Consider the following 19261-nt stretch of genomic DNA (forward strand, 5'->3'; position numbering starts at 1 on the left):
TTTATCGTTCTTGGGGCGCCCGGTCGGACGGCTAGCCTCGCTTGGGCGGGCGTTCTGCGTACTTTGCCCTATGCAGTCTTTACTCGACTTCCTGCGCCAGATTCACCCCGTGCCCGACGACGAGCTGGCCCGGCTGCTGCCGCTGTGCCAGGAAGTGGAGTTCGGGCGGCGCGAGTTTATCACCCGGGCCGGGGAGGTGGGGCGCTACCTGTATTTCGTGCTGGAGGGCATTCAGCGCAGCTACCACCTGCGCGACGGGAAGGAGCACACCCTGGCCTTCACCTACCCGCCCTCGCTCACGGGCATTCCCGAGTCGGTGCTGCTGCGCCGGCCGTCCCCGCACTTTCTGGAGTGCATCACGCCGAGCCGGCTGCTGCGCCTGCCCTACGCGCAGTTCGACGAGCTGCTGCTGACTTCGCCCGCCCTGGAGCGGCTGCAGCGCAAGCTCACGGAGCAGGTGCTGGTGGGCGTGCTGCAGCGGCACACCGAGCTGCTGGCCTATTCGATGACGGAGCGGTTCCGGCTGTTCCTGCAGCGCGGTCCGCACCTGCTCAACGCGGTGCCGCACAAGCACCTGGCCTCTTACCTGGGCATGGACGCCACCAACTTCAGCAAGCTGCTGAACCAACTGGTGGTGTGAGGCGGCAAATCTTGGTGCAGACCAAGAGTTGCGGGCCGACGGCGCGGCAGCTTTGGAGCGTCAACCCAAACCGCCCGCTGCTATGCTTACTGCCGTTTCCGCTACCGCCCCCGTTGCCGCGCCGCCCGCCTGGCTCGATGCGCAGGCTTACCCCTTCGTCAGTCATTACCTGGATACGCCCGCCGGCCGGCTGCACTACGTGGACGAGGGCCAGGGCGAAGCCCTGCTGTTTGTGCACGGCACCCCGACGTGGTCGTGGCTGTACCGCCGGCAAATCCAGGCGCTGAGGGGGCAGTACCGCTGCCTGGCCGCCGACAACCTGGGCTTTGGCTTGTCGGACAAGCCCGCCGACTGGGACTACCACCCGAGCCGCCACGCCGACCACCTGCTGCGCCTGCTCGACCACCTCGGCTTGGACGAAGTAACGCTGGTGGTGCACGACTTCGGCGGGCCCATCGGCCTGGGCCTGGCCACCCAGTACCCCGAGCGGGTAAAGCGGCTGGTGGTGCTCAATACCTGGCTCTGGGACGCCTCAGCGCACCCGCAGGCCCGGCAGGCCGACCGGCTGCTGCACAGCTGGCTGGGCCGCTGGCTGTACCTGGGCCTGAACTTCTCGGCGCGGGTGCTGCTGCCCCGGGGCTTCGCCGACAAGGCCCTGCTCACACCCGAGCTGCGCCGCCACTACCGGCAGCCCTTTGCCCGCCGCGCCGACCGCACCGGGCCGTTGCGCCTGGGCCAGTGGCTGCTGCGCGCCGCCGACTGGTACGAAGCCCGCCGGCAGGAGCTGCCGCGCCTGCACGGCAAGCCCGTCCTGCTCGTCTGGGGCCGGCACGACCCGTTTCTGACCGAAGCCGACCTGGCCCGCTGGCAGCAGCTGCTACCCCAGGTCCGCACCCAGCTGCTCGATTGCGGCCACTTCGTGCCCGAGGAAAAGCCGCAGGAGCTGACGCAGGCGCTGCGGGATTTTCTGGGCGCCGGCTAAGCTGGCCGGAGCCAGCTGATTGCCGCTAACGGCTGCGGCCCGGGTTAATACAGCTCGTACGTGTAGGTGGTCGTCCGCGCCTGCGGGCCGTCAAACTCCCGCCCGCTGAATTTCTCCACCGCCTGGGCGAGCAGGCCATTTTGGTAAGTATACAGGCATTCGTAGTTCCAGCCCCCGTCGGTGGACGTGCGGCGGATGAGCTGGCCTGCGGCATTGTAGCTTAGCTCGTACGAGTGACCGTGCAGGCCAACGTGTACTTCCCGGCTGAGCCGGTGGGCGGCATCGTACTCGCCCTGCCATTCCTCGGTGCGGTTGCTGCAGGTCATCAGGCCCGGCTCCATCCCGAACACAATGCGGGTGAGCTGCCCCTGCGCGTTGTAGTGATACTGCTCCGTGCTGCCGCCCGTCACCGATTGCAGCCGGCCGTCGGGGTAGTAAGCCAGCCGGTAATTACCCGCGCTTTTCAGCTGCCCCCGCTTCGTGTAGCGGTAGGCAAGGCGCCTGGTTACCTCGTTCCGCAGGCTATCGGCGCAGACGGCAACTGCTATGAGCTTGCCATCGGGAGCGTAGTCACAGGCAAAAAAATGACTGTAGCCGCTGCTCGGCCGGTCGGGCCACTGATTCCACAGGCGCCGGTAAACGGTATGCCCTCGTTCGTCAAACTGCTCCGTATTCCAGCAAACGTAGCCGGCGTCCGTCGTTTTCTGGCGGATGGTCCTGATGCGCTTCTGCTTGATTTCCGCCATACTCATTGTTCCCTGAATCAGGCGGTTGCCGATAAACAGATCATCCGTGACCTGGGCGTAATCGGGTAGCGCGGCAGCGGGCTGAGCCGGGGCCGCCGCTTCGGCTGCGTGCGGCCGCGCGGTAGTGGCGGGCGCGTCGGGCAGGAAAAACAGCAGGAGCGGGGCGAAAAGACTGGAAAGCATGGCGAAGGAGTAACGCGGCGGCTGAAACGCGGCCGCACCATTGCCGGGCGGCCGCTCTGGCTAAGGATGCTGCTGCCCGGCAAATTCCACACTCAGCGCTGCCACCCGGGCCACGTCCTCGGCCGTGTGCAGGGCCGACAGCACTACCCGCGTAATGCAGGGGTCGGTGGGGGCGGGGTAAGGAAAGCTGGAAATGAGCACGCCGCGCGGCTGCAGGAAGTCGGCCAGCTCGTTGGCGGGCGTATAGAACACCGGGTAGTCGGGCAGGTGGCGGAACAAGTCCAGCCCGGCCGTAGCCGCCGCGAACTGCGCCACGTTACGGCTCAGCTGCGCCCGCGCCTGCTCGTACAGCGCCTGGGCGTGCACAAAAGCGTGCAGGTAGGCCGGCACCACCGGCGAGGAGGCTGCGAAAAAGGCGCTGCGCTTCAGCTCTTCCACGAAGGGCCGGGCACCCAGCACCACCCCGCCCGGCAGGCCGCCGGCCTTGCCCAGGGAGCTGACGATGACGAGCTGCACGCTGGCCGGCACCTCAATGCCGGGCGCAATGCCCGCGCCCCCGGGCCCAATGACGCCGAAGCCGTGCGAGTCGTCGATGAGCAGGGTGGCGGGGCGGTCGGTGGGCAGCTCCCGGGTCCAGCCAAAGTCGTAGGGCTCGGCGCGCAGCGGGTCCAGCGAGTTGGCCACGATGACCACCGGCGCGGGCGTTTCGTGGTGCAGGCGGCGCAGCAGGTGCCGGGCCCAGTCGGGGAAGCTGCGCGGGGTGCTGGTGGGTGCGGGGTGCTCGGTCAGCCAGGCCGCCGGGTGGGTGCCGGGGGCGTACTCGAAACGGCCGGCGCGGGCCAGGGCCTTCACCGCCATCTGCCCGGCCAGGTAGCCCGACGACACCGTGAGGGCCGCGGGCATGTGCGTGAGGTGGGCCAGCAGCTGCTCGGCTTCGTCGTAGATGCGCAGGCGCAGGGAGCTGTTGCGCGAGGAGCCGTAGTTCGAGCCGTAGCGCGCCAGCCCTTGGGCCAGCAGGGCGGCAAAATCGGCGTTGCGGGCCATGCCTAGGTAGCCAGTGCCGCTGCAGTACAGGTACTCGCGGCCGTCGTCGGCGAGCAGGGTGCGGCCGGGCAGGTGGTCGGCGTAGAGCATGGGCGGGGTAAGGAAAGCTGGGCTGTTGGGGCCAGCAACTTACGCGTTTGCGCGGCTCGGCGCTTCCCGCTGCTGCTGCGTAGCTTGCGCCATGCACCTGCTGCTCCGTACCGCCGTGGCCCGGCCGCCCGCCGAAGTCTGGGCCGGCTTCACCCGCCAGCTGTTCCTCGACCTGGCCCCGCCCCTGCCCCAGATGCGCCTGCTGCGCTTCGACGGCTGCCACCGCGGCGACCAGGTGCACATCGAGCTGCACCTGGGCCCCGTGGGCCTGGGGCGCTGGACCTCGCTCATCACCGAGCACGGCGAGCTGCCGGGTGGGGGGCGCTACTTCGTGGATGAGGGCCAGCAGCTGCCGGCTTTTCTGCGCTTCTGGCGGCACCGGCACCTGCTGGAAGCCAGCCCAAGCGGCGGTTGCGTCATCGTAGAAGACATCGAGTACCGCACGCCCCTGCGGCTGCTCGACTGGCTGGCCTACCCCTTCATGTGGGCCCAGTTTGCCTGGCGGCGCCCCATTTACCGGCGGTATTTCGGCCGGCCGTAGCGCGGGCTTTAGCCCGCGTCCGTTGTTTACACCGGGTACTGATTGGTCAACGAAGGAGTCACTACCGGACGGACGCGGGCTAAAGCCCGCGCTACAGCGGCAGCACCATGCGGATGTCGGCGCGCTGGTACTCGGAGGCGGGCAGCGGCGCCTCCACGAAGCCCAGCTTGCGGTACAGGCTCAGGGCCGGGGCCAGCCGGCGGTTGGAAAGCAGCTCCAGTTCGTGGGCACCAATTTCGCGGGCTTTGGCAATGGCGGCCTCGCCCAGCCGCCAGCCGATGCCCAGGCCCTGCGCGCTGGGCGTCACGGCCATCTTGGCCAGCTCGTACACCCCGCCGGGCTCCTTGATGAGGGCGCAGGTGCCCACGATGCGGCCCTGGTGCCGGGCCATGAAAATGTAGCCGCCAAGCGCCAGAATGTAGCCCTCGGGGTCGTCGAGCATGCGGCGGTCCAGCTCTTCCACCACGAAGTAGCGGCTGATCCACTCCACGTTCAGGTCGCGGAAGGCGGCCTGGTGCTCGGGCTGGTAGGGCAGGATATCGACGGGGGCTAGTTGCTGGGTCATGGGGCAAAAGTCGGGTTTGAAGCCGCGAAAAACGCCCCTCCGGCGTCACCGGGCAAGAGCGTACAGCCGCGCCGGGTTACTTACACCAGGCGAAGTTATGGCCGTACGGGGCCAGCAGCCGCGTTTTAGTTGGGGCTGACGCCGCCCGAAAGTTGCTGGCGCAGGTGGCCGCGGCCCCAGTACCACATCTGCTTGAGCACCGGGCACAGGGTGTAGCCGTGGGCCGTCAGGCTATACTCCACCCGCGGCGGCACCTCCGGGTACACGCGGCGCAAAACCAGGCCGGCGGCTTCCAGCTCGCGCAGCTGCTTGGCCAGAATCCGCTCACTGACTGCTTCGCCCAGGTGGCGGCGCACCTCGCTGAAGCGGCGGGGCTGCGGGTTCAGAAAGATGAGGATGTCGGCTTTGTGCTTGCCCTTGATGAGCTGCACCAGGGCGTCGATGGGGTTGTCCATGGGAGAGGGTATGCGGGTAAGGGGGGCGAGGGTGGGAGTTTAGGGATTGGAGGTATAGGTTATCCGCACAATAACGCTTACCCTCCTGCCCTCACATCCTCTGACCCTCTTAAACTCACACCCTCCTACCCGCTTAAACTGCTTAATGTTGGCGAACTTTGCGGCCCTTCGTTCGCGTTTGCCTCGTCTATGCCTCAATCCGTCGCCTCCGTAACCCTCAAGCCCGGTAAAGATCAATCCCTGCGTCGTTTGCACCCCTGGGTGTTTTCGGGCGCCATCGGCCGCATGCAGGGCGAGGTGGTGGAAGGCCAGGTGGTGGCGGTGCACGCCCACAACGGCGAGCTGCTGGGCCACGGCCACTACGCCCCCGGCTCCATTGCCGTGCGCATGCTCTCCTTCGGCCCCGAAGCGGCCCTCATCGACGCCGACTTCTGGGTAGAAAAGCTGCGCAATGCCTACCAGCTGCGCCACAGCCTGGGCCTGACCGGCCAGGGCAGCACCAACGTGTACCGCCTCGTGCACGCCGAGGGCGACGGGGTGCCCGGCCTCATCATCGACGTGTACGGCGACGTGGCCGTGGTGCAGGCCCACAGCGCGGGCATGTACCTGGCCCGTCCGCACATTGCCGCCGCCCTGCGCCAGGCCGTGCCCGGCCTGAAGGCCATCTACGACAAGAGCAGCGAAACCGTGCCCCAGAAGGCCGCGCCCGGCGCCCAGAACGACTACCTCTTCGGCCAGAGCAGCGGCCAGGAGCACGTGGTGCAGGAAAACGGGCACCAGTTCGCCGTGGACTGGGAGACGGGCCAGAAAACCGGCTTCTTCATCGACCAGCGCGACAACCGCGCCCTGCTGGCCCGCTACGCCCCCGGTCGCCGCGTGCTGAACACGTTCTGCTACACCGGCGGCTTCTCGGTGTACGCCCTGCAGGCCGGCGCCGAGCTGGTGCACTCCGTCGACGCGAGCAAAAGGGCCATCGAGCTGACCAACCGCAACGCCGAGCTGAGCGGGCTGGCCGACCGGCACGAAGCCTACGCCCAGGACGTGTTTGCCTTCCTCAAGGACCGCCACAACCAGTACGACCTCATCGTGCTCGACCCGCCGGCCTTTGCCAAGCACCTCTCGGCCCGCCACAACGCCCTGATGGGCTACAAGCGCCTGAACGTGGCCGGTATCAAGCAGATTGCGCCCGGTGGCCTGCTGTTCACCTTCAGCTGCTCGCAGGTGGTGAGCATGGAACTGTTCGAGGGCGCCATCATGGCCGCCGCCATCGAAGCCGGCCGCCCCGCCCGCATCCTGCACCGCCTCACCCAGCCCGCCGACCACCCCGTGAGCCTGTTCCACCCCGAGGGCGAGTACCTGAAAGGGCTGGTGCTGGCCGTGGACTAATAGCAGTTCAGGCGCTGAAGGCCCGGTCGTAGAGCGGTGGGCACTGGCGCAGCCTGCTCGTATCAGGACCTGAACAGCGCGCTGAGCATCAGAATCAGCACCAGCGCGCCGATGATGAAGAGGCCGGTGAAGTGCTTGAGCGGCCGGCCCACGCTGGCCTGGGCCGCCTCGAACGGCGCCCGGTACTGGGCCGGCATTTCCGCGGGTTCCAGCGCCTGTTTGCAAAACGAGCAGACGGACATGCCTCGGCGCTTGAAAGGAAACGTCGGTATCCAGTAAATGTGAAAATACTGCGAGTACACGGCGGCGGTCAGCGCGTCGTGGCCGCAGTTAGCGCAAGTCACGCCGGGCATGGGCCGGGTGCCGGCCAGGCTGGCTTTGGTGCCGAAGAAGATCATAGCAGAAGAGGCGCAGGGAGGAGGCTGCGGCCAAGCTACGGCCGCCGGGCGCACCGAGTTGGCCCCGAACCATTCCCACTCCCGTCCCGCTTCGGATGGCCGTTGGGGCCGTCCACCGGCTAAGCCGTGCAACCCGCCGCTACGGCATGCCCTGCTTCTTGCCCGGCGACTGAGTCACGCGCTTGTAGGTGAGCGTGTTGCCGCGGCCACCTACCGGGCTCAGTTGCAAGCGCGTGGCCGTGACGCTGACCACGTAGTAGCACATCACGTCGTCGGCCGCGCTGCCGCGGGTTTGCAGGTACAGCTCGTTGCCGGGCTTGGCCGCGGGCGGGGCGTCGCAGGGGCGGTTCAGCACCTGGAGGCTGCGCGCTTCGTCGGGCTGGCCGGCGTACCGCTCGATGTACTGCTGGTCGGTGATGGTGAGCAGCGCGTTTTTGTCGTCGGTGGCCTGCCAGGTACCGCGCAGCAGGGCACGGGGCGCGGCGGCCGGGACGGGACCGGGCTTGGCGGCCGGTTTGGCCGGCGACTGGGCCGCGGCGGGGAGCATCAGGAGCAGGCCGGTGGCCAGCAGCAGGTAACGAATCATAACACGAGGAAGTCTGGCCGAAGCTACGCATTGGGGCCCGAACTCCGGGCCATCCGGCACGAGCGCCGCGCCCTGCCTACTTTGCGCTATGCTTATTCGTTTGTCCTGCGCCCTGGCCGCTCTGGGCCTGCTGGCCGCCTGCGAGTCGCGGCGCCCGGCCGAGCCGCCAGCGGCTACCCGCCCCGCTGCCCAGGACTCCGTGGCCACACCGGCTGCTCTGGCACTTCCCGTCGATACTACCGACCTTAGTCAGACCCTTCACGGCTACGAGGAAGGCCGCGACACCAGTTTTCGCGTCGGCGGACAGAACTACAGGCTGCTGCTGCGCGCCGATACCGACTCTACCAAACCCCTGCTGGCCACCACCGAAGGAATTGTCGGCGGTGCGTTTGCCGACGATACCAGCAGTTTCGCCCAGAGCGGGCGGGTGCGCGGCTACGAAGGCGGCCACACCATCAGCCTACTCGACCCCACCGGCCGGCAGTTGTTTCGGCGCCGACTGCGCAAGCAGGACTTTTTCGGCGTGGCCAGCCCCGACATCGTGACGGTGAGCAACCCGGCGCGGCCGCGCTTCCTCGGCTACCACGCGCCCAGCCAGACGCTGGCCTTTGTGCTGGGCATAGGCATTCCGGGCAGCGACGTAGGCCAGCAGTGCATCATCGTGCTGGGCTTCGACGGCCGGGTGCGGCGTCTGCTCCCCAGCTACCAATCCAACTGGAGCGCGGCCGACTGCTCGCCCCGCCTGCTGCCCGATGGCACTTTGCTTACCTGCGAGGGTCTCATCTGGCCCGGCGGACTGGCTCACCTGGGCAAAGTCAAAGCCGAACTGATTGCCGCCTTCCCGCTGACCGATTCGACGCTGTTTACCATGTACCGCTACGGCGAGTACCGGGAGCGGCCCGACGAAGCCAGCGGCCTGCCCCCGACGGAGGTCAGCGCCGGTTTCCACAACCCGGAATGGGTGCCCGATCCGCAGATGCGCCGCTCACCCAATGCCTTCATCATCAACACCCGCGGCCGGGTGCGCCTGCCGCTATTCTTCCGCGGCTACGACGAAGCCATCGGATACTACGTGCCGCGGGCCTACGTGTGGCAGGCGCAACGCTACTACCTGCTCGACGACGACGGCAGCGTGCTGGTGCTCAACAAGCAGAATCCGCGCGACGCTGTGCGCGTGCGCCGCCGTCAACTGCAGGCGTTTCGGGCGCCGCGCCGGCCGGCCGAGCTGCGCTTCGAGCTGGCTTCGACCACCGCCGGCTCTTTCGCCTTCTACGTCGACCCGGCCCAGCCAACCCGGTTGCGCTATCAGCGTATCGACTAGCCCAAACCGTCGAGCCGCCGCGCGGTTTAGCTTCTGACTTCTCTGCCTTCTTCCCGCATGCCCTCATTGCCCGCCGGCCGCAAGCTGCGCCAGGCCTCTTCCCACAAGCAAGCCGTGGCCGTGGTGGGCGCCGGTATTGCGGGCATTGCCGCGGCCGTGCGCCTGGCGGCCCAGGGCCACGCCGTCACCGTGTTCGAGGGCCGCAGCTCGTTCGGCGGGAAGATGCACCAGTTTGAGCTGCCCGGCGGCTACCGCTTCGACGCCGGCCCCTCGCTCTTTACCCTGCCCGGCCTGGTCGACGAGCTGTTTCGCCACGCCCAGCGCGACCCGCGCGACTATTTCCGCTACGAGCGGCTCGACCCCATCACCCAGTACTTTTTCGCCGACGGCACCCGCCTCACCGCCTGGGCCGACGAGGAGAAGTTTGCCCGCGAAGTGGAGCACAAGCTGGGCGTGCCGGCTGCCGAGGTAACCCGCTTCCTGCACGGCTCCCGCCGCGCCTACGAGGCCACTGCGCCCACCTTCCTGCATAAGTCCTTGCACCGCCCCCAAAGCTACTGGAGCCGCGACACCCTGCGCGCCGTGGCCGAAATGCCGCGCCTGGGGCTGCTGAGCACCATGCACGCCCGGCACCGGCAGGCCTTTCCGCAGGACGCCCGCCTGGTGCAGCTCTTCGACCGGTTTGCCACCTACAACGGCTCCGACCCCTACCAGGCCCCGGCCACCCTTTCGCTGATTCCGCACCTGGAGCACGGCCTGGGCGCCTACTACCCCGAAGGCGGCATCTACAGCATTGCCAGCTCGCTGGTGCGGCTGGCCGAGGAGCTGGGCGTGGAGTTCCGGTACAACGAGCCGGTGGAGCAGATTCTAACCGCCGGCGGCCGCGTAACCGGCCTGCGCACCCCGCAGGACGTGTATGACTTTGGTTTGGTAGTCAGCAATATGGACGTGGTGCCGACCTACCGCCGGCTGCTGCCCCAGCAGCCGGCGCCCGAGCGCACCCTGGCCCAGCCCCGCTCCTCCTCGGCCCTGATTTTTTATTGGGGCATAGCTCGCGAGTTTCCCGAGCTGGGTTTGCACAACATCTTTTTCTCCCAGGACTACCGCCGCGAGTTCGAGGCCATCTTCCGGGAGCAGACCGTGGCCGACGACGTGACCGTGTACGTGAACATCACCAGCAAGCACACTCCCGCCGACGCCCCGCCCGGCCACGAAAACTGGTTTGTGATGGTGAACGTGCCCCACGACCAGGGCCAGGACTGGCCAGCCCTGCAGCAGCGCGCCCGCGCCGCCGTGCTGCGCCGCCTGAACCAAGCCCTTGGCCTCGACGTTGCCCCTTTGATCCGGGCCGAGCGCAGCTGGACGCCGCCGGGCATTGCCGCCGATACGTCCTCCTTCGGCGGGGCGCTGTACGGCAGCTCCAGCAATACCATGCTGGCCGCCTTTCTGCGTCACCCGAATTTTTCGCGCAAGCTCGATGGCCTGTACTTTTGCGGCGGCTCCGTGCACCCCGGCGGCGGCATTCCGCTCTGCCTGCTCTCCGCCCGCATTGTTGCTGACCTGATTAATTAAGAATGAAGAATTAACAATTAATAATTGACCTTGGGCACCGGCGGCCGAACAGTGAAAACGGGCCGTCGACACCAAACAATTATTAATTACTCATTCTTAATTATTAATTCTCCTCTCATGCCACAACCTGATCAACTGACCCCGCCTGTGGCTGCCCCTGCTGCTCCTGATGCCACCCCGCGCCGGCTGCGCGTGGCCCAGTTCGTGCTGCTGCTGTTTTACGTGACGGGCTTCGTGGGCCTGGGCTTCTCGCAGGACCCCGGCTTCTACCTGCAGTTTATGCCCCTCACGCTGCTGCTCACCGCCGCCCTGCTGCTGGGCTTCGACCGGCACAGTCCGGCCCCCAACTTCGGCTGGTTTGCCCTCACGGTCATGCTGGTCGGCTTCGGGGTGGAAGTGGCCGGGGTGCAGACCAGCGCCATCTTCGGCTCCTACTCCTACGGCACTACCATGGGGCCGCGGCTGTGGCAGGTGCCGGTTATCATCGGACTGAACTGGCTGCTGCTGACCTACATGGCCGGCGGACTGGCCCAGCGCCTGCCGCTGCCGGGCTTCGGACGGGCCCTGGTGGCGGCCCTGCTCATGGTGGGCATGGACGCCTGCATCGAGCCGGTGGCAGTGCACTTCGGTTGGTGGACCTGGCTGGCCGACGTGATTCCGCTGCAGAATTTTAAAGCCTGGTTTGCCCTCTCGCTGATTCTGCAGGTGTACCTGAACCGCAGCCACGTACAGCCCGGCCGCAACCCGCTGGTGCCCTTCGTGTACATGCTGCAGCTGCTGTTCTTTTTTGGATTGGGCTGGTTGATCGGCTAATTTCAGGCTGCCGCTCCACTTCCCGCCCATCCCCCAACATGAGTCCATCCCTACGCGACACCCTGCTCGACGAAGCCCGCCACCTGTTTATGCGCGAGGGCATCGAGAGCCAGTCGCTGGAGCAAATCATCAATGCCTTAGACGTTTCGCCCGCTACCTTCCGGGAAATGTTCCGCAACAAGGCGGATTTGGTCATGCAGGTGACGCTGTATGACATCGAGCGGCAGAAGCGGGAACACCACGAACTGTTTGCGCGCGTGGCCAGCCCGGTGGGGCGCTTGCTGAGCTTGCTGGAGATGGGCATCCGCGACTTGCGCCAGGTAACGGCTCCGAGCTACTTCCCCGATTTGGTGCAGCACTACCCCGAAGCCTGGGAAGCGGGCCAGCAGCACCTGAATAGCTACTCCTACCCCCAGCTGCACGGCCTGCTCAACGACGGCGTGGTGCAGAAGCAGCTGCGCGGCGACATCAACATCGGGCTGGTCAGCAAAATCATCATTGAGCAGCTCAACATGATGCTCAACGAGCAGATTTTTCCCTCCAGCCGCTACAACATTGCCGAGGTGTTCCGCAGCGTGTACCTCTACTATTTCCGCGGCCTCTGCACCGAGGAAGGCATCCAGGCCGCCGCTACCTATTTTGCCCGCATGTAGCAGCCGGTTGCGGCTGGTCAGGGCACTGATTGTCAGCGGCTGAGTGCTGCAGCGGGAGCCGGGTAGACGAGCCGAATATCGGCCTGCTCACATTATCATGTTATTGATAATTTATTGCATAAGGCGGAGCTTTGCCTAACGGTTAATCCTCCTCCTATGACCAAACACCTACTCCTGCTCTTCTTCGCGCTGTCGTTTCTGGCTTCTTCGGCCCTGGCGCAGAAAAAACCGCTGTCGGCCAAGGCCCGCAAGGCCAAGATTACGGCCGCCGCGGCGGCCCGCAACAAGGCCGAAGCCACCCGCCGGGCCGAGGCGGCCCGCATTGCCGCCAACGCGGCCGTTTCCGAAGGCCCCGATGCCACCGAGCTGCTGCGCATCGACGAGGTGCTGACCGAGGCCACCCTGCGCAGCGACGCCGAAACCATTACTCACCTGCTGGCCGATGAGTACCTCGCCGTCAACTCCAAGGGGTTGATAACGAGCAAGAAGGATTGGTTAGAATCCATTGCCAACGACGAAGCCAAGTGCGACATCAACAAGGGCTTCGACTTCGTGGTGCGCGTGTACGGCAACAGCGGCATGGTCGTGCACAATACCTCCTTCCGCGGGCAGCTCGACGGTAGCGCCACCACCGGCGAGTACCGTATCACGCGCTACTTTATCAAGCGCAACGGCAAGTGGCTGGTGGCCGCCAGCAACACCACTTACGTGGTGCCCGTGCGCCTGACGGCCCTGGCCCAGGCCGGTAAAAAGGCCAAGCGCGAGAAGAAAAAGACCAAGAACTCCTACGCCTCTGAGCGGCGGAAGTAGACTGAATTGGCAAACGGCCTGACGGTTAAATGGCTGGTCGTTCAACGAAACCGTTGGAACGACCAGCCATTTAACCGTCAGGCCATTTGGCCATTTAACTAATCGACACGCGCACCTTCTTGGTGTACTCGCGCAGGGCGGCGGTAAACTCGGCGCCGTGGTCCTTCATGTGGTTCAGAATCCAAATGGCGGCGAAGACGTGGGTGAGCTGCTCCCCGTCGTCGGCGCCTTCCACTTCGAAGGAGGGCTGCCGCTCGTCGAGCAGGGCTTCTTCGGCTTCCAGCAAGTCCTGCAGGGTCTGGTTTTCGACGAGGCGCTTGATAGCGGGGATTTTCATGGTGCGGGGCTTAGCGGATTTTCTCGATCAGGGAGTTTACGGCCTCTTCCTTGCTGGCGGCCACGCTGTCGACGAATTGCCCGTTTTTGAACACGGCGAAGAAGGGCAGGTTGGTCACGTTGGCCGCTTTGCGGGCCTCGGGGCTCACCTCGGCGTTGACGTCAAGGAAGGCTACGTCGGCGTTGCCCTCGGCTTCGGAGAGGCGCTTGAACTTGGGCGAGAACAGGCGGCAGTTGCCACACCAGTCGGCGTAGTATTTCACCACAACTTTGTCGTGCTGTTGTAGAAGCTGTTGGAAGTCAGCGTCAGTGGCTTTGGTAACGGCCATTATGCAGAAGGTAAGGTTAGGTTCAGCGAGGCAGATAAGAATGATTCTTATCTGGGTGCAAACCTAAAGCGTTTTGGGCAGAAAAAAGTTTGGCCGCCGGATTTCCGGCGGCCAGTACCATACGCAGCAGCTCCCGGGCAGGGTTAGGAGCGTTGCGGAAAGATACCCTGCAGCGCAATGTAGTAGGCCAGGGTATTGTAAGGTTGCAGATTGTTGTGCGGCTGGGCGTCGCCGGTGGCGCCGGTGGCCATGTTGCCCGCGCTGCTGCTGTGGTACTGCGGCAGGCCCGAAGCGTTGCTGGCCAGGAAAGCCCCGGCCGGGGAACCAGTGGTGCCCAGCGCGGTGCTGTACGTCAGCTCCAGGACGTGGCTGTGCGTGGGCATTTCCGAGGCCTGCAGCTCCACAGCAGTGCTGCCGCCTTCCGCGCCCAGTTCGCGGTCCGTCAGCCCCGGTCCCTGGCCCCGGCCGATGGGCACGCGGCCGTTCAGGTTGGGTAGGGCGAAGGTGGTGCGCCCGTCGCCGCCGTAGGTGGTGCCCAGCAGCGAAAACAGCGCCGTGTTCTGGCTGATGGCCATCAGCTGCCCGTCGCAGCGGGCGTAGCCGCTCGGGGGGAAGTTGAAGCCCGCCAGGATGATTTCGGCCACGAACGGGGTGCCGCCGCCACCGGTGAGCGTGCCCGCCGTGGCCGTGGCGCCGCGGCCGAACAGCGCCTGGAGCGGCCCGGCCAGGAAGCTGCCCGCCAGCACGCCCGACAGGCGCTTCAGCAAGCTGCGGCGGCCCGGCTGCTCGACGGAAGAAGGAGAAGTGGGCATTGGCATGGCTACCGCGAAGGAAATACGCCCTGGAGGGCAATGACGAAATTGATGGCCAGGAAGGGCTGCAGGTTGAGGTGGGCCTGGCTGCCCCCCACGCTGGTCGATACATTCACCGTAGCGCCGCCCGCGCCGACGGTAGCCAGGGTCGTGTTGGGGCTGCCGTTGTACTGCGGGGCGCCCCCGCCGCTGTCGGCCAGGTAGTGGTGGGCCACCGGGCTGGTCGTGCCCGATACCTGCTGGTTGCCGATGTCGGTGCTGCTCTTGATGCCGTGGATGTGCGGCACTATCTCGCTCAGCGACAGGGTGTGGCTGGCGGTGCCGCCGGTCTGGCCCAGGTTGAAGCCGATGCCATCGGATACCGGGATGCGGCCGCGCAGGTCGGGCAGGGCGAAGGTCGTCTGGCCGTTGCCGCCGTAAGTGGTGCCCAGCAGCGCAAACAGCGCCTGGTTCTGGTTGATGGGTAGCTGCTGCCCGTTGCAGAAAGCCCAGCCCCGGGGCGCGAAACCCCAGGAAATCATCATGATTTCGCCCAGGAAAGGGTCCTGGCCATGGGTCGACAGTACGCCGGCCTTGGCCGCCCGGCTCCGGCCCAGCAGCAAGCCGCCGGTCAGCAGCCCGCCCAGACCCTTCAACCAGCCCCGCCGCGACGACGAAGGCCTGGCCAGATCAGAATGGTTGTTCATGCGCGGAAGAGGTTAGTTGAAGCTCGGAAAGATGCCGTACAGCGAAATGATGTAGTTGACCACCAGAAAAGGCTGCATGTTCTCGTGGGGCTGCGAGCCACCGACAACGGGCAGGTTCTGGGCGGGCTGCTTCACCAGGCTGCCCGTATCCTGGGTGTACTGAGCCGAGCCGTTGGCGCCGTCGGCCGGCACGGCCCCGGAGGGCGAAGCCGTGGTGCCTGGCGAAGTACTGGCCGGCACAAAGTGGCTGTGCGAGGGTATCTGCTGCTGCGTCAGCGTGACTTGCTCCACGCCGCCGGTTTCGCTCAGCGTGTAGCCGTTGCCGCTGTGCATGGGCACGCGGCCGCGCAGGTCGGGCAGGGCAAAGGTCTGCTGTCCATCGCCGCCGTAGGTGGTGCCGATGAGCTGATACAGTGTATCGTATTCGCTGATTGCCAGCAGGCTACCGTCGCAGAAGGCCCAGCCGACCGGGGCAAAGTTGCCGCAGAAGATGCCTATCTCACCCACGTACGGCTGCCCGCCGTTGATGCCGTAAACCGAAGCCCGGGGAGAATAAGTGGGAGCAACTGCCGCCGGCGCTGCCGGCCGCAGCCAGCCCTGCAGACGCTGCAGCCAGGAGCGGCGCGTCGTCAGGGAAGTAGATGCTTGTGCCATTGAAGGAACAGAATCCGGAAGAAAAGGAAAAGCCCGCGCTACGATTCGCGGCGCCAGGCCCCGTTCGTGTAGATGAAGCGCACCGCGTAACCCGGCAGGATGTTGCCCGTGCCGCTGGCCGATACCAGCGGCAGGTACTGCGTGTCATTGTTGACGACCACCAGGCGCTGGCCTTCGACGCCGCTGCCCAGCGTCACGGTGCCGTTGGCGGTGGCGCTGCCGTTGCTGGTGTACTCCACCGTGGTAGCGCCGGGGTTCAGTGTGACGTTGGTGGTGGGGGCCATGATGGCAGTCTTGCTTTCCTGGTTGAAGGTGCCCAGCGACGCCCAGCCCGTGGAGAGGCGCTGGTAGAGGCCGGGCGTGCCGTCGGTTTGGTACACCACCAGGCCTTCCGGCGTGGTAATAAACGTGCGCTGGGCCTGCGTCATGCGCGGAAACAGCAGGCCCTTGGTGGTGCTGTTGATTTCCAGGGCCGCCGTGCCCGCCGCCGAAGCCGTGCCGATGGCCAGGGAGCCGCTGACGCTTTCATTGCCCGTCACGGTATTGTTGCCCGTCACCGTCACGTTGCCCGCGTCGGTGACGCTGATGCCGCCGGTTCCGTTGTTGGAGAGGGTGTTGCCGGCCAGCTTCAGGGCCGTGGTGGCCGTATGGCTGCCCAGGTTGTCGCCGGCGCTGGTCTTGTCGGGCAGCCACAGCCAGTTGGCGGTGCTGGTGGCACTGGCGTTGTAGTAAAAGCCGGCCTGGGCGCCATCGGTCTGGTACACCAGCAGCCCCTGGGCCGGGCTGCCGATGGCCGTGCGCTGGGCGCTGGTCATGCGCGGCACCAGCATGCCTTTGGTCGTGGAGCTGACGTCGAGGATGGCGGTGGTGGCGGGGGAATTATTGCCGACCCCCACGCTTTGTCCCATAGCGCCGGCCGCGGCCAGCAGGGCGCCGGCCAAGAGCGGGTAGAGTTTGTACATAGCAGGCTGTTGAGGTGAGACTTTAAATATAGGATTATTTGAAAGTATTAAGCCTGGTTAATGTATAAGTGTATGACGGTCAGAATAAAGATATGTCTACTGATGAGCTGCTTTTTTACCAGCACAGCCTGGCTGCTGTAGTTCCCGTACCACTTGGCAGCCTTCCAGCAGTCCGCTTATGCGCAACATCGTTTTCTTCGGCGACTCCCTCACGGCCGGCTACGGCCTGCCCGCCCCGCAGGCCTTCCCGGCCCTCATCCAGCAGAAAATCGATGCGCTGGGGCTGGCCTGGCAGTGCATCAACGCGGGCGTGAGCGGCGAAACCACCGCCGGCGGCCTGCAGCGCCTGCCCACGGTGCTCAGCCGCCGCCGCCCCAACGTGTTCGTGCTGGAGCTGGGCGCCAACGACGGGCTGCGCGGCATTCCGGTGCGCGAAACCACCCAGAACCTGCAGCGCATCATCGACGAGGTAAAGCGCCAGTACCCGGAGTGCCGCATCGTGCTGGTGGGCATGGAGTTTCCCTTCGACCTCGGCCCCTTCGGCGCCCACCAGTTCGTGCGCTACGCCCAGGAGTTCAAGGCCCAGTTTCGCCCCCTGGCCGAGAAAAACGGCCTCGACTTCGTGCCCTTCCTGCTGCAGGGCGTACTCGGCCGCCCCGAGCTGAACCTGCCCGACCGCGCCCACCCCAACGCCGCCGGCTACCGCCTCGTGGCCGACAACGTGTGGACGGTGCTGGAGGCTGTGCTGCGCACGGGGTGGTGAAATAGTGAGATGGTGAAATGGTGAGTTTGACGTGCGGCTGGCCCTAAATGCCCAACGGCCCTGACAACAGTTGTTGCCAGGGCCGTTGGGCGTTTGGGGTGAGTGGTGAATAAGGAGCCGCGTGAACGGCAACTCACCATTTCACCATCTCACTATTTCACCGCTACGAAGCGTTGTACATCAGCTCGTAGTACTCCGTGGCCATGCGGCCCGACTCGAACTGCGGCTCCACTTCGCGCATGGCGGTCTGCACGATTTTCCAGTACTCGGCGGGCTTGCCGTAGTACAGGGGCAGGATTTCGTTTTCGAGCACGTCCAGGGTGCCGGCGGCCTCGATGCGGTCCTTGTCGGCGTCGGGCAGCGTGAGGTCGGCCAGGGGGATGAGGAAGCCGTTTTCGCCGTGGCGCACGAATTCCGGAATCCAGCCGTCGGGGATGCTCAGGCTCAGGCTGCCGTTCATGGCGGCCGTCATGCCCGAGGTGCCCGAGGCCTCGCGCGGGAAGCGCGGGGTGTTCAGCCAGATGTCGGAGCCCTTCTTCAGCAGCGCGGAGAGGCCCAGCTCGTAGCCCACCAGCACGGCGCAGTTTTTTAGCGGCTTGCTGCGCTGAATCAGCTCGTTGAAGATGCCGATGGCGCCGTAGTCCTTGGGGTAAGGCTTGCCGGCCCAGATAACCTGCACCGGCCGGTCGGTGCGGCTGACCAGTTGCTCGAAGCGGGCGAAGTCGTTCAGGATCAGGTTGGCGCGCTTGTAGGTGGCGAAGCGGCGGGCCCACACCACGGTCAGCGCTTCCGGGTCGAAGATTTTGCCGGTTTGGTTGGCTACTTCCTTGAACAGCTCCTGCTTCAGCTCCCGCTTGCGGGCCTTTAGGTTCTTCACCGCCGAGGAGCTGGCCGAGTTCAGGGCCTTGTGCAGCGGGGCGTCGCGCCAGTAGGTGCCGTTCTGCGAGTTGGTGATGTGGATGATGGGGCAGATGCCCGCGTTCTGGCCCCACATGTCGCGGGCCACGCGGCCGTGCACCTCCGACACGCCGTTGGCAATGCGGGCCATGCGCAGGGCCGTGAGCGTGTAGTTCAGCCGCTCATTCTCCACCAGACCCAGCTCGCGCACTTCCTGGCCCGAAATGCCGGCGAAGAAGGTCATGTCTTCGAGCAGCTTCATGCCGTGCTCCTCGTTGCCGGCCAGCTCGGGCGTGTGGGTGGTGAAAACCAGGCGCTTCTGCACTTCCTCGAGCTGGCGGCCGTGCTTCTCGTAGAGGTAAAACGCCAGCGGCAGGCCGTGGCCCTCGTTGAGGTGGTACACTTCCGGCACGCGGTTGATCAAATCGAGCAGCTTGCCGCCGCCCACGCCCAGCAGGATGCTCTGGGCCACGCGGGCGGCCAGGTCCTGGTCGTAGAGGTGGTGGGAGATGGTGCGCGAGAGGTAGTCGTTTTCCGGAATGTCGGTGGTGAGGAAGAACATCGGGCAGGTGCCGAACACTTCCGGGGCCAGGTAGAAGGCCTTCACCTTCACCGGGGCCGAGTGGATGCTGATTTCGAACGTAAAGCCGGTGTCCTGCAGGTAGCTGTAGTGCTTCTCGGTGTAGTCCACGCGCAGGGTCTGGTCCTGCTGCCGGCCCTGGTCGTAGTAGCCGTAGCTCCACAGGATGCTGATGCCGATGAGGTTCTGCTTCAGCTCGTAGGCCGAGCGCATGTGCGAGCCGGCCAGAAAGCCCAGGCCGCCCGAGTAGGTTTTCAGGGCCTGGTCGATGGCAAACTCCATCGAGAAGTAAGCCGCGGATTTGCTGAATTCGGGAGCGGGTTGGTAAGACGAAAACGTGAAAGCCATGAGGAAGGGGAAGGGTGAAACACCGCTGGCCGGGCACTGCCGCCATCGGGCTGACAAACCTAAAAAAATGACGCAACAAAAGTGCCGCCGGGGGCAGCGCGGCAAAAAG

At 65.6% G+C, this 19261-nt stretch carries 23 protein-coding genes; 10 read left to right on the forward strand and 13 right to left on the reverse strand.

Going from position 1 to position 19261, the window contains the following annotated elements:
* Positions 1-70: 70 nt before the first annotated feature.
* Complete coding sequence (locus tag EJV47_RS15930) at positions 71-640, forward strand: Crp/Fnr family transcriptional regulator (protein ID WP_126694165.1); 570 nt, start codon at positions 71-73, stop codon at positions 638-640.
* Between the two features lie 82 nt (positions 641-722).
* A complete protein-coding gene (locus tag EJV47_RS15935) occupies positions 723-1622 on the forward strand; it encodes an alpha/beta fold hydrolase (protein WP_126694166.1) in 900 nt (299 codons plus the stop codon).
* 44 nt (positions 1623-1666) lie between these two features.
* Here the strand turns inward: EJV47_RS15935 and EJV47_RS15940 are convergent, their stop codons facing one another.
* On the reverse strand, positions 1667-2551 hold the full coding sequence (locus tag EJV47_RS15940; protein ID WP_126694167.1) for a hypothetical protein: 885 nt from the start codon (positions 2549-2551) through the stop codon (positions 1667-1669).
* 60 nt (positions 2552-2611) lie between these two features.
* Positions 2612-3685, reverse strand: a complete 1074-nt coding sequence (locus tag EJV47_RS15945) for an aminotransferase class I/II-fold pyridoxal phosphate-dependent enzyme (RefSeq protein WP_126694168.1) — start codon at positions 3683-3685, stop codon at positions 2612-2614.
* A gap of 91 nt (positions 3686-3776) precedes the next feature.
* Here EJV47_RS15945 and EJV47_RS15950 point away from each other — a divergent pair, with 91 nt between their 5' ends.
* Positions 3777-4226 carry an SRPBCC family protein gene (locus EJV47_RS15950; protein ID WP_126694169.1) on the forward strand — a complete coding sequence of 150 codons (450 nt, stop codon included), beginning with the start codon at positions 3777-3779 and terminating at the stop codon, positions 4224-4226.
* A gap of 91 nt (positions 4227-4317) precedes the next feature.
* Here the strand turns inward: EJV47_RS15950 and EJV47_RS15955 are convergent, their stop codons facing one another.
* Positions 4318-4791 carry a GNAT family N-acetyltransferase gene (locus EJV47_RS15955; protein WP_126694170.1) on the reverse strand — a complete coding sequence of 158 codons (474 nt, stop codon included), beginning with the start codon at positions 4789-4791 and terminating at the stop codon, positions 4318-4320.
* Between the two features lie 125 nt (positions 4792-4916).
* A complete protein-coding gene (locus EJV47_RS15960) occupies positions 4917-5246 on the reverse strand; it encodes a winged helix-turn-helix transcriptional regulator (protein WP_126694171.1) in 330 nt (109 codons plus the stop codon).
* A gap of 189 nt (positions 5247-5435) precedes the next feature.
* On the opposite strand from EJV47_RS15960, the gene EJV47_RS15965 reads away from it, so the two are divergent.
* Positions 5436-6632 (forward strand): class I SAM-dependent rRNA methyltransferase, encoded by a 1197-nt coding sequence (locus tag EJV47_RS15965; protein WP_126694172.1) that lies wholly within the window; start codon positions 5436-5438, stop codon positions 6630-6632.
* Positions 6633-6694: 62 nt separating this feature from the next.
* On the opposite strand, the gene EJV47_RS15970 is transcribed toward EJV47_RS15965, so the two are convergent.
* Together EJV47_RS15970 and EJV47_RS15975 are read right to left on the reverse strand one after the other, a co-directional pair.
* Positions 6695-7030: a hypothetical protein gene (locus EJV47_RS15970; RefSeq protein WP_126694173.1), complete on the reverse strand. Its 336-nt coding sequence runs from the start codon at positions 7028-7030 to the stop codon at positions 6695-6697.
* 139 nt (positions 7031-7169) lie between these two features.
* The gene (locus EJV47_RS15975) at positions 7170-7616 is read right to left on the reverse strand and encodes a hypothetical protein (RefSeq protein WP_126694174.1); all 447 of its coding nucleotides are present in this window, start codon (positions 7614-7616) and stop codon (positions 7170-7172) included.
* Between the two features lie 88 nt (positions 7617-7704).
* Here EJV47_RS15975 and EJV47_RS15980 point away from each other — a divergent pair, with 88 nt between their 5' ends.
* The 5 genes from EJV47_RS15980 to EJV47_RS16000 all read left to right on the forward strand — a co-directional run bounded on the left by EJV47_RS15980 (position 7705) and on the right by EJV47_RS16000 (position 12785).
* Positions 7705-8937, forward strand: a complete 1233-nt coding sequence (locus EJV47_RS15980; protein WP_126694175.1) for a hypothetical protein — start codon at positions 7705-7707, stop codon at positions 8935-8937.
* A gap of 57 nt (positions 8938-8994) precedes the next feature.
* On the forward strand, positions 8995-10509 hold the full coding sequence (gene crtD, locus EJV47_RS15985; RefSeq protein WP_126694176.1) for a 1-hydroxycarotenoid 3,4-desaturase CrtD: 1515 nt from the start codon (positions 8995-8997) through the stop codon (positions 10507-10509).
* Between the two features lie 147 nt (positions 10510-10656).
* Positions 10657-11322: a carotenoid biosynthesis protein gene (locus EJV47_RS15990; protein WP_165903784.1), complete on the forward strand. Its 666-nt coding sequence runs from the start codon at positions 10657-10659 to the stop codon at positions 11320-11322.
* 38 nt (positions 11323-11360) lie between these two features.
* On the forward strand, positions 11361-11975 hold the full coding sequence (locus tag EJV47_RS15995; protein WP_126694178.1) for a TetR/AcrR family transcriptional regulator: 615 nt from the start codon (positions 11361-11363) through the stop codon (positions 11973-11975).
* A gap of 156 nt (positions 11976-12131) precedes the next feature.
* Positions 12132-12785 carry a nuclear transport factor 2 family protein gene (locus EJV47_RS16000; RefSeq protein WP_126694179.1) on the forward strand — a complete coding sequence of 218 codons (654 nt, stop codon included), beginning with the start codon at positions 12132-12134 and terminating at the stop codon, positions 12783-12785.
* 94 nt (positions 12786-12879) lie between these two features.
* Here EJV47_RS16000 and EJV47_RS16005 read toward each other — a convergent pair whose 3' ends face one another.
* From EJV47_RS16005 to EJV47_RS16030, 6 genes are all read right to left on the reverse strand, one after another.
* Positions 12880-13122, reverse strand: a complete 243-nt coding sequence (locus EJV47_RS16005) for a DUF6952 family protein (RefSeq protein WP_126694180.1) — start codon at positions 13120-13122, stop codon at positions 12880-12882.
* Between the two features lie 10 nt (positions 13123-13132).
* Positions 13133-13450, reverse strand: coding sequence for a thioredoxin family protein (locus tag EJV47_RS16010; protein ID WP_126694181.1), 318 nt, complete (start codon positions 13448-13450; stop codon positions 13133-13135).
* 143 nt (positions 13451-13593) lie between these two features.
* Positions 13594-14262 (reverse strand): phage tail protein, encoded by a 669-nt coding sequence (locus EJV47_RS16015; protein ID WP_126694182.1) that lies wholly within the window; start codon positions 14260-14262, stop codon positions 13594-13596.
* A gap of 8 nt (positions 14263-14270) precedes the next feature.
* Positions 14271-14948 carry a phage tail protein gene (locus EJV47_RS16020; RefSeq protein WP_165903785.1) on the reverse strand — a complete coding sequence of 226 codons (678 nt, stop codon included), beginning with the start codon at positions 14946-14948 and terminating at the stop codon, positions 14271-14273.
* Positions 14949-14960: 12 nt separating this feature from the next.
* Positions 14961-15602, reverse strand: coding sequence for a phage tail protein (locus tag EJV47_RS16025; protein ID WP_126694183.1), 642 nt, complete (start codon positions 15600-15602; stop codon positions 14961-14963).
* A 38-nt stretch (positions 15603-15640) separates the two neighbouring features.
* Positions 15641-16564 (reverse strand): hypothetical protein, encoded by a 924-nt coding sequence (locus EJV47_RS16030; protein WP_126694184.1) that lies wholly within the window; start codon positions 16562-16564, stop codon positions 15641-15643.
* A gap of 178 nt (positions 16565-16742) precedes the next feature.
* Between EJV47_RS16030 and EJV47_RS16035 the strand changes: the two genes are divergently transcribed.
* The gene (locus tag EJV47_RS16035) at positions 16743-17327 is read left to right on the forward strand and encodes an arylesterase (RefSeq protein ID WP_126694185.1); all 585 of its coding nucleotides are present in this window, start codon (positions 16743-16745) and stop codon (positions 17325-17327) included.
* Between the two features lie 163 nt (positions 17328-17490).
* Here EJV47_RS16035 and glgP read toward each other — a convergent pair whose 3' ends face one another.
* The gene (gene glgP, locus EJV47_RS16040; RefSeq protein WP_126694186.1) at positions 17491-19152 is read right to left on the reverse strand and encodes an alpha-glucan family phosphorylase; all 1662 of its coding nucleotides are present in this window, start codon (positions 19150-19152) and stop codon (positions 17491-17493) included.
* Positions 19153-19261: the final 109 nt, after the last annotated feature.

The sequence above is a fragment of the Hymenobacter gummosus genome, from assembly GCF_003970915.1.
In the GTDB taxonomy this organism is placed as follows: domain Bacteria; phylum Bacteroidota; class Bacteroidia; order Cytophagales; family Hymenobacteraceae; genus Solirubrum; species Solirubrum gummosum.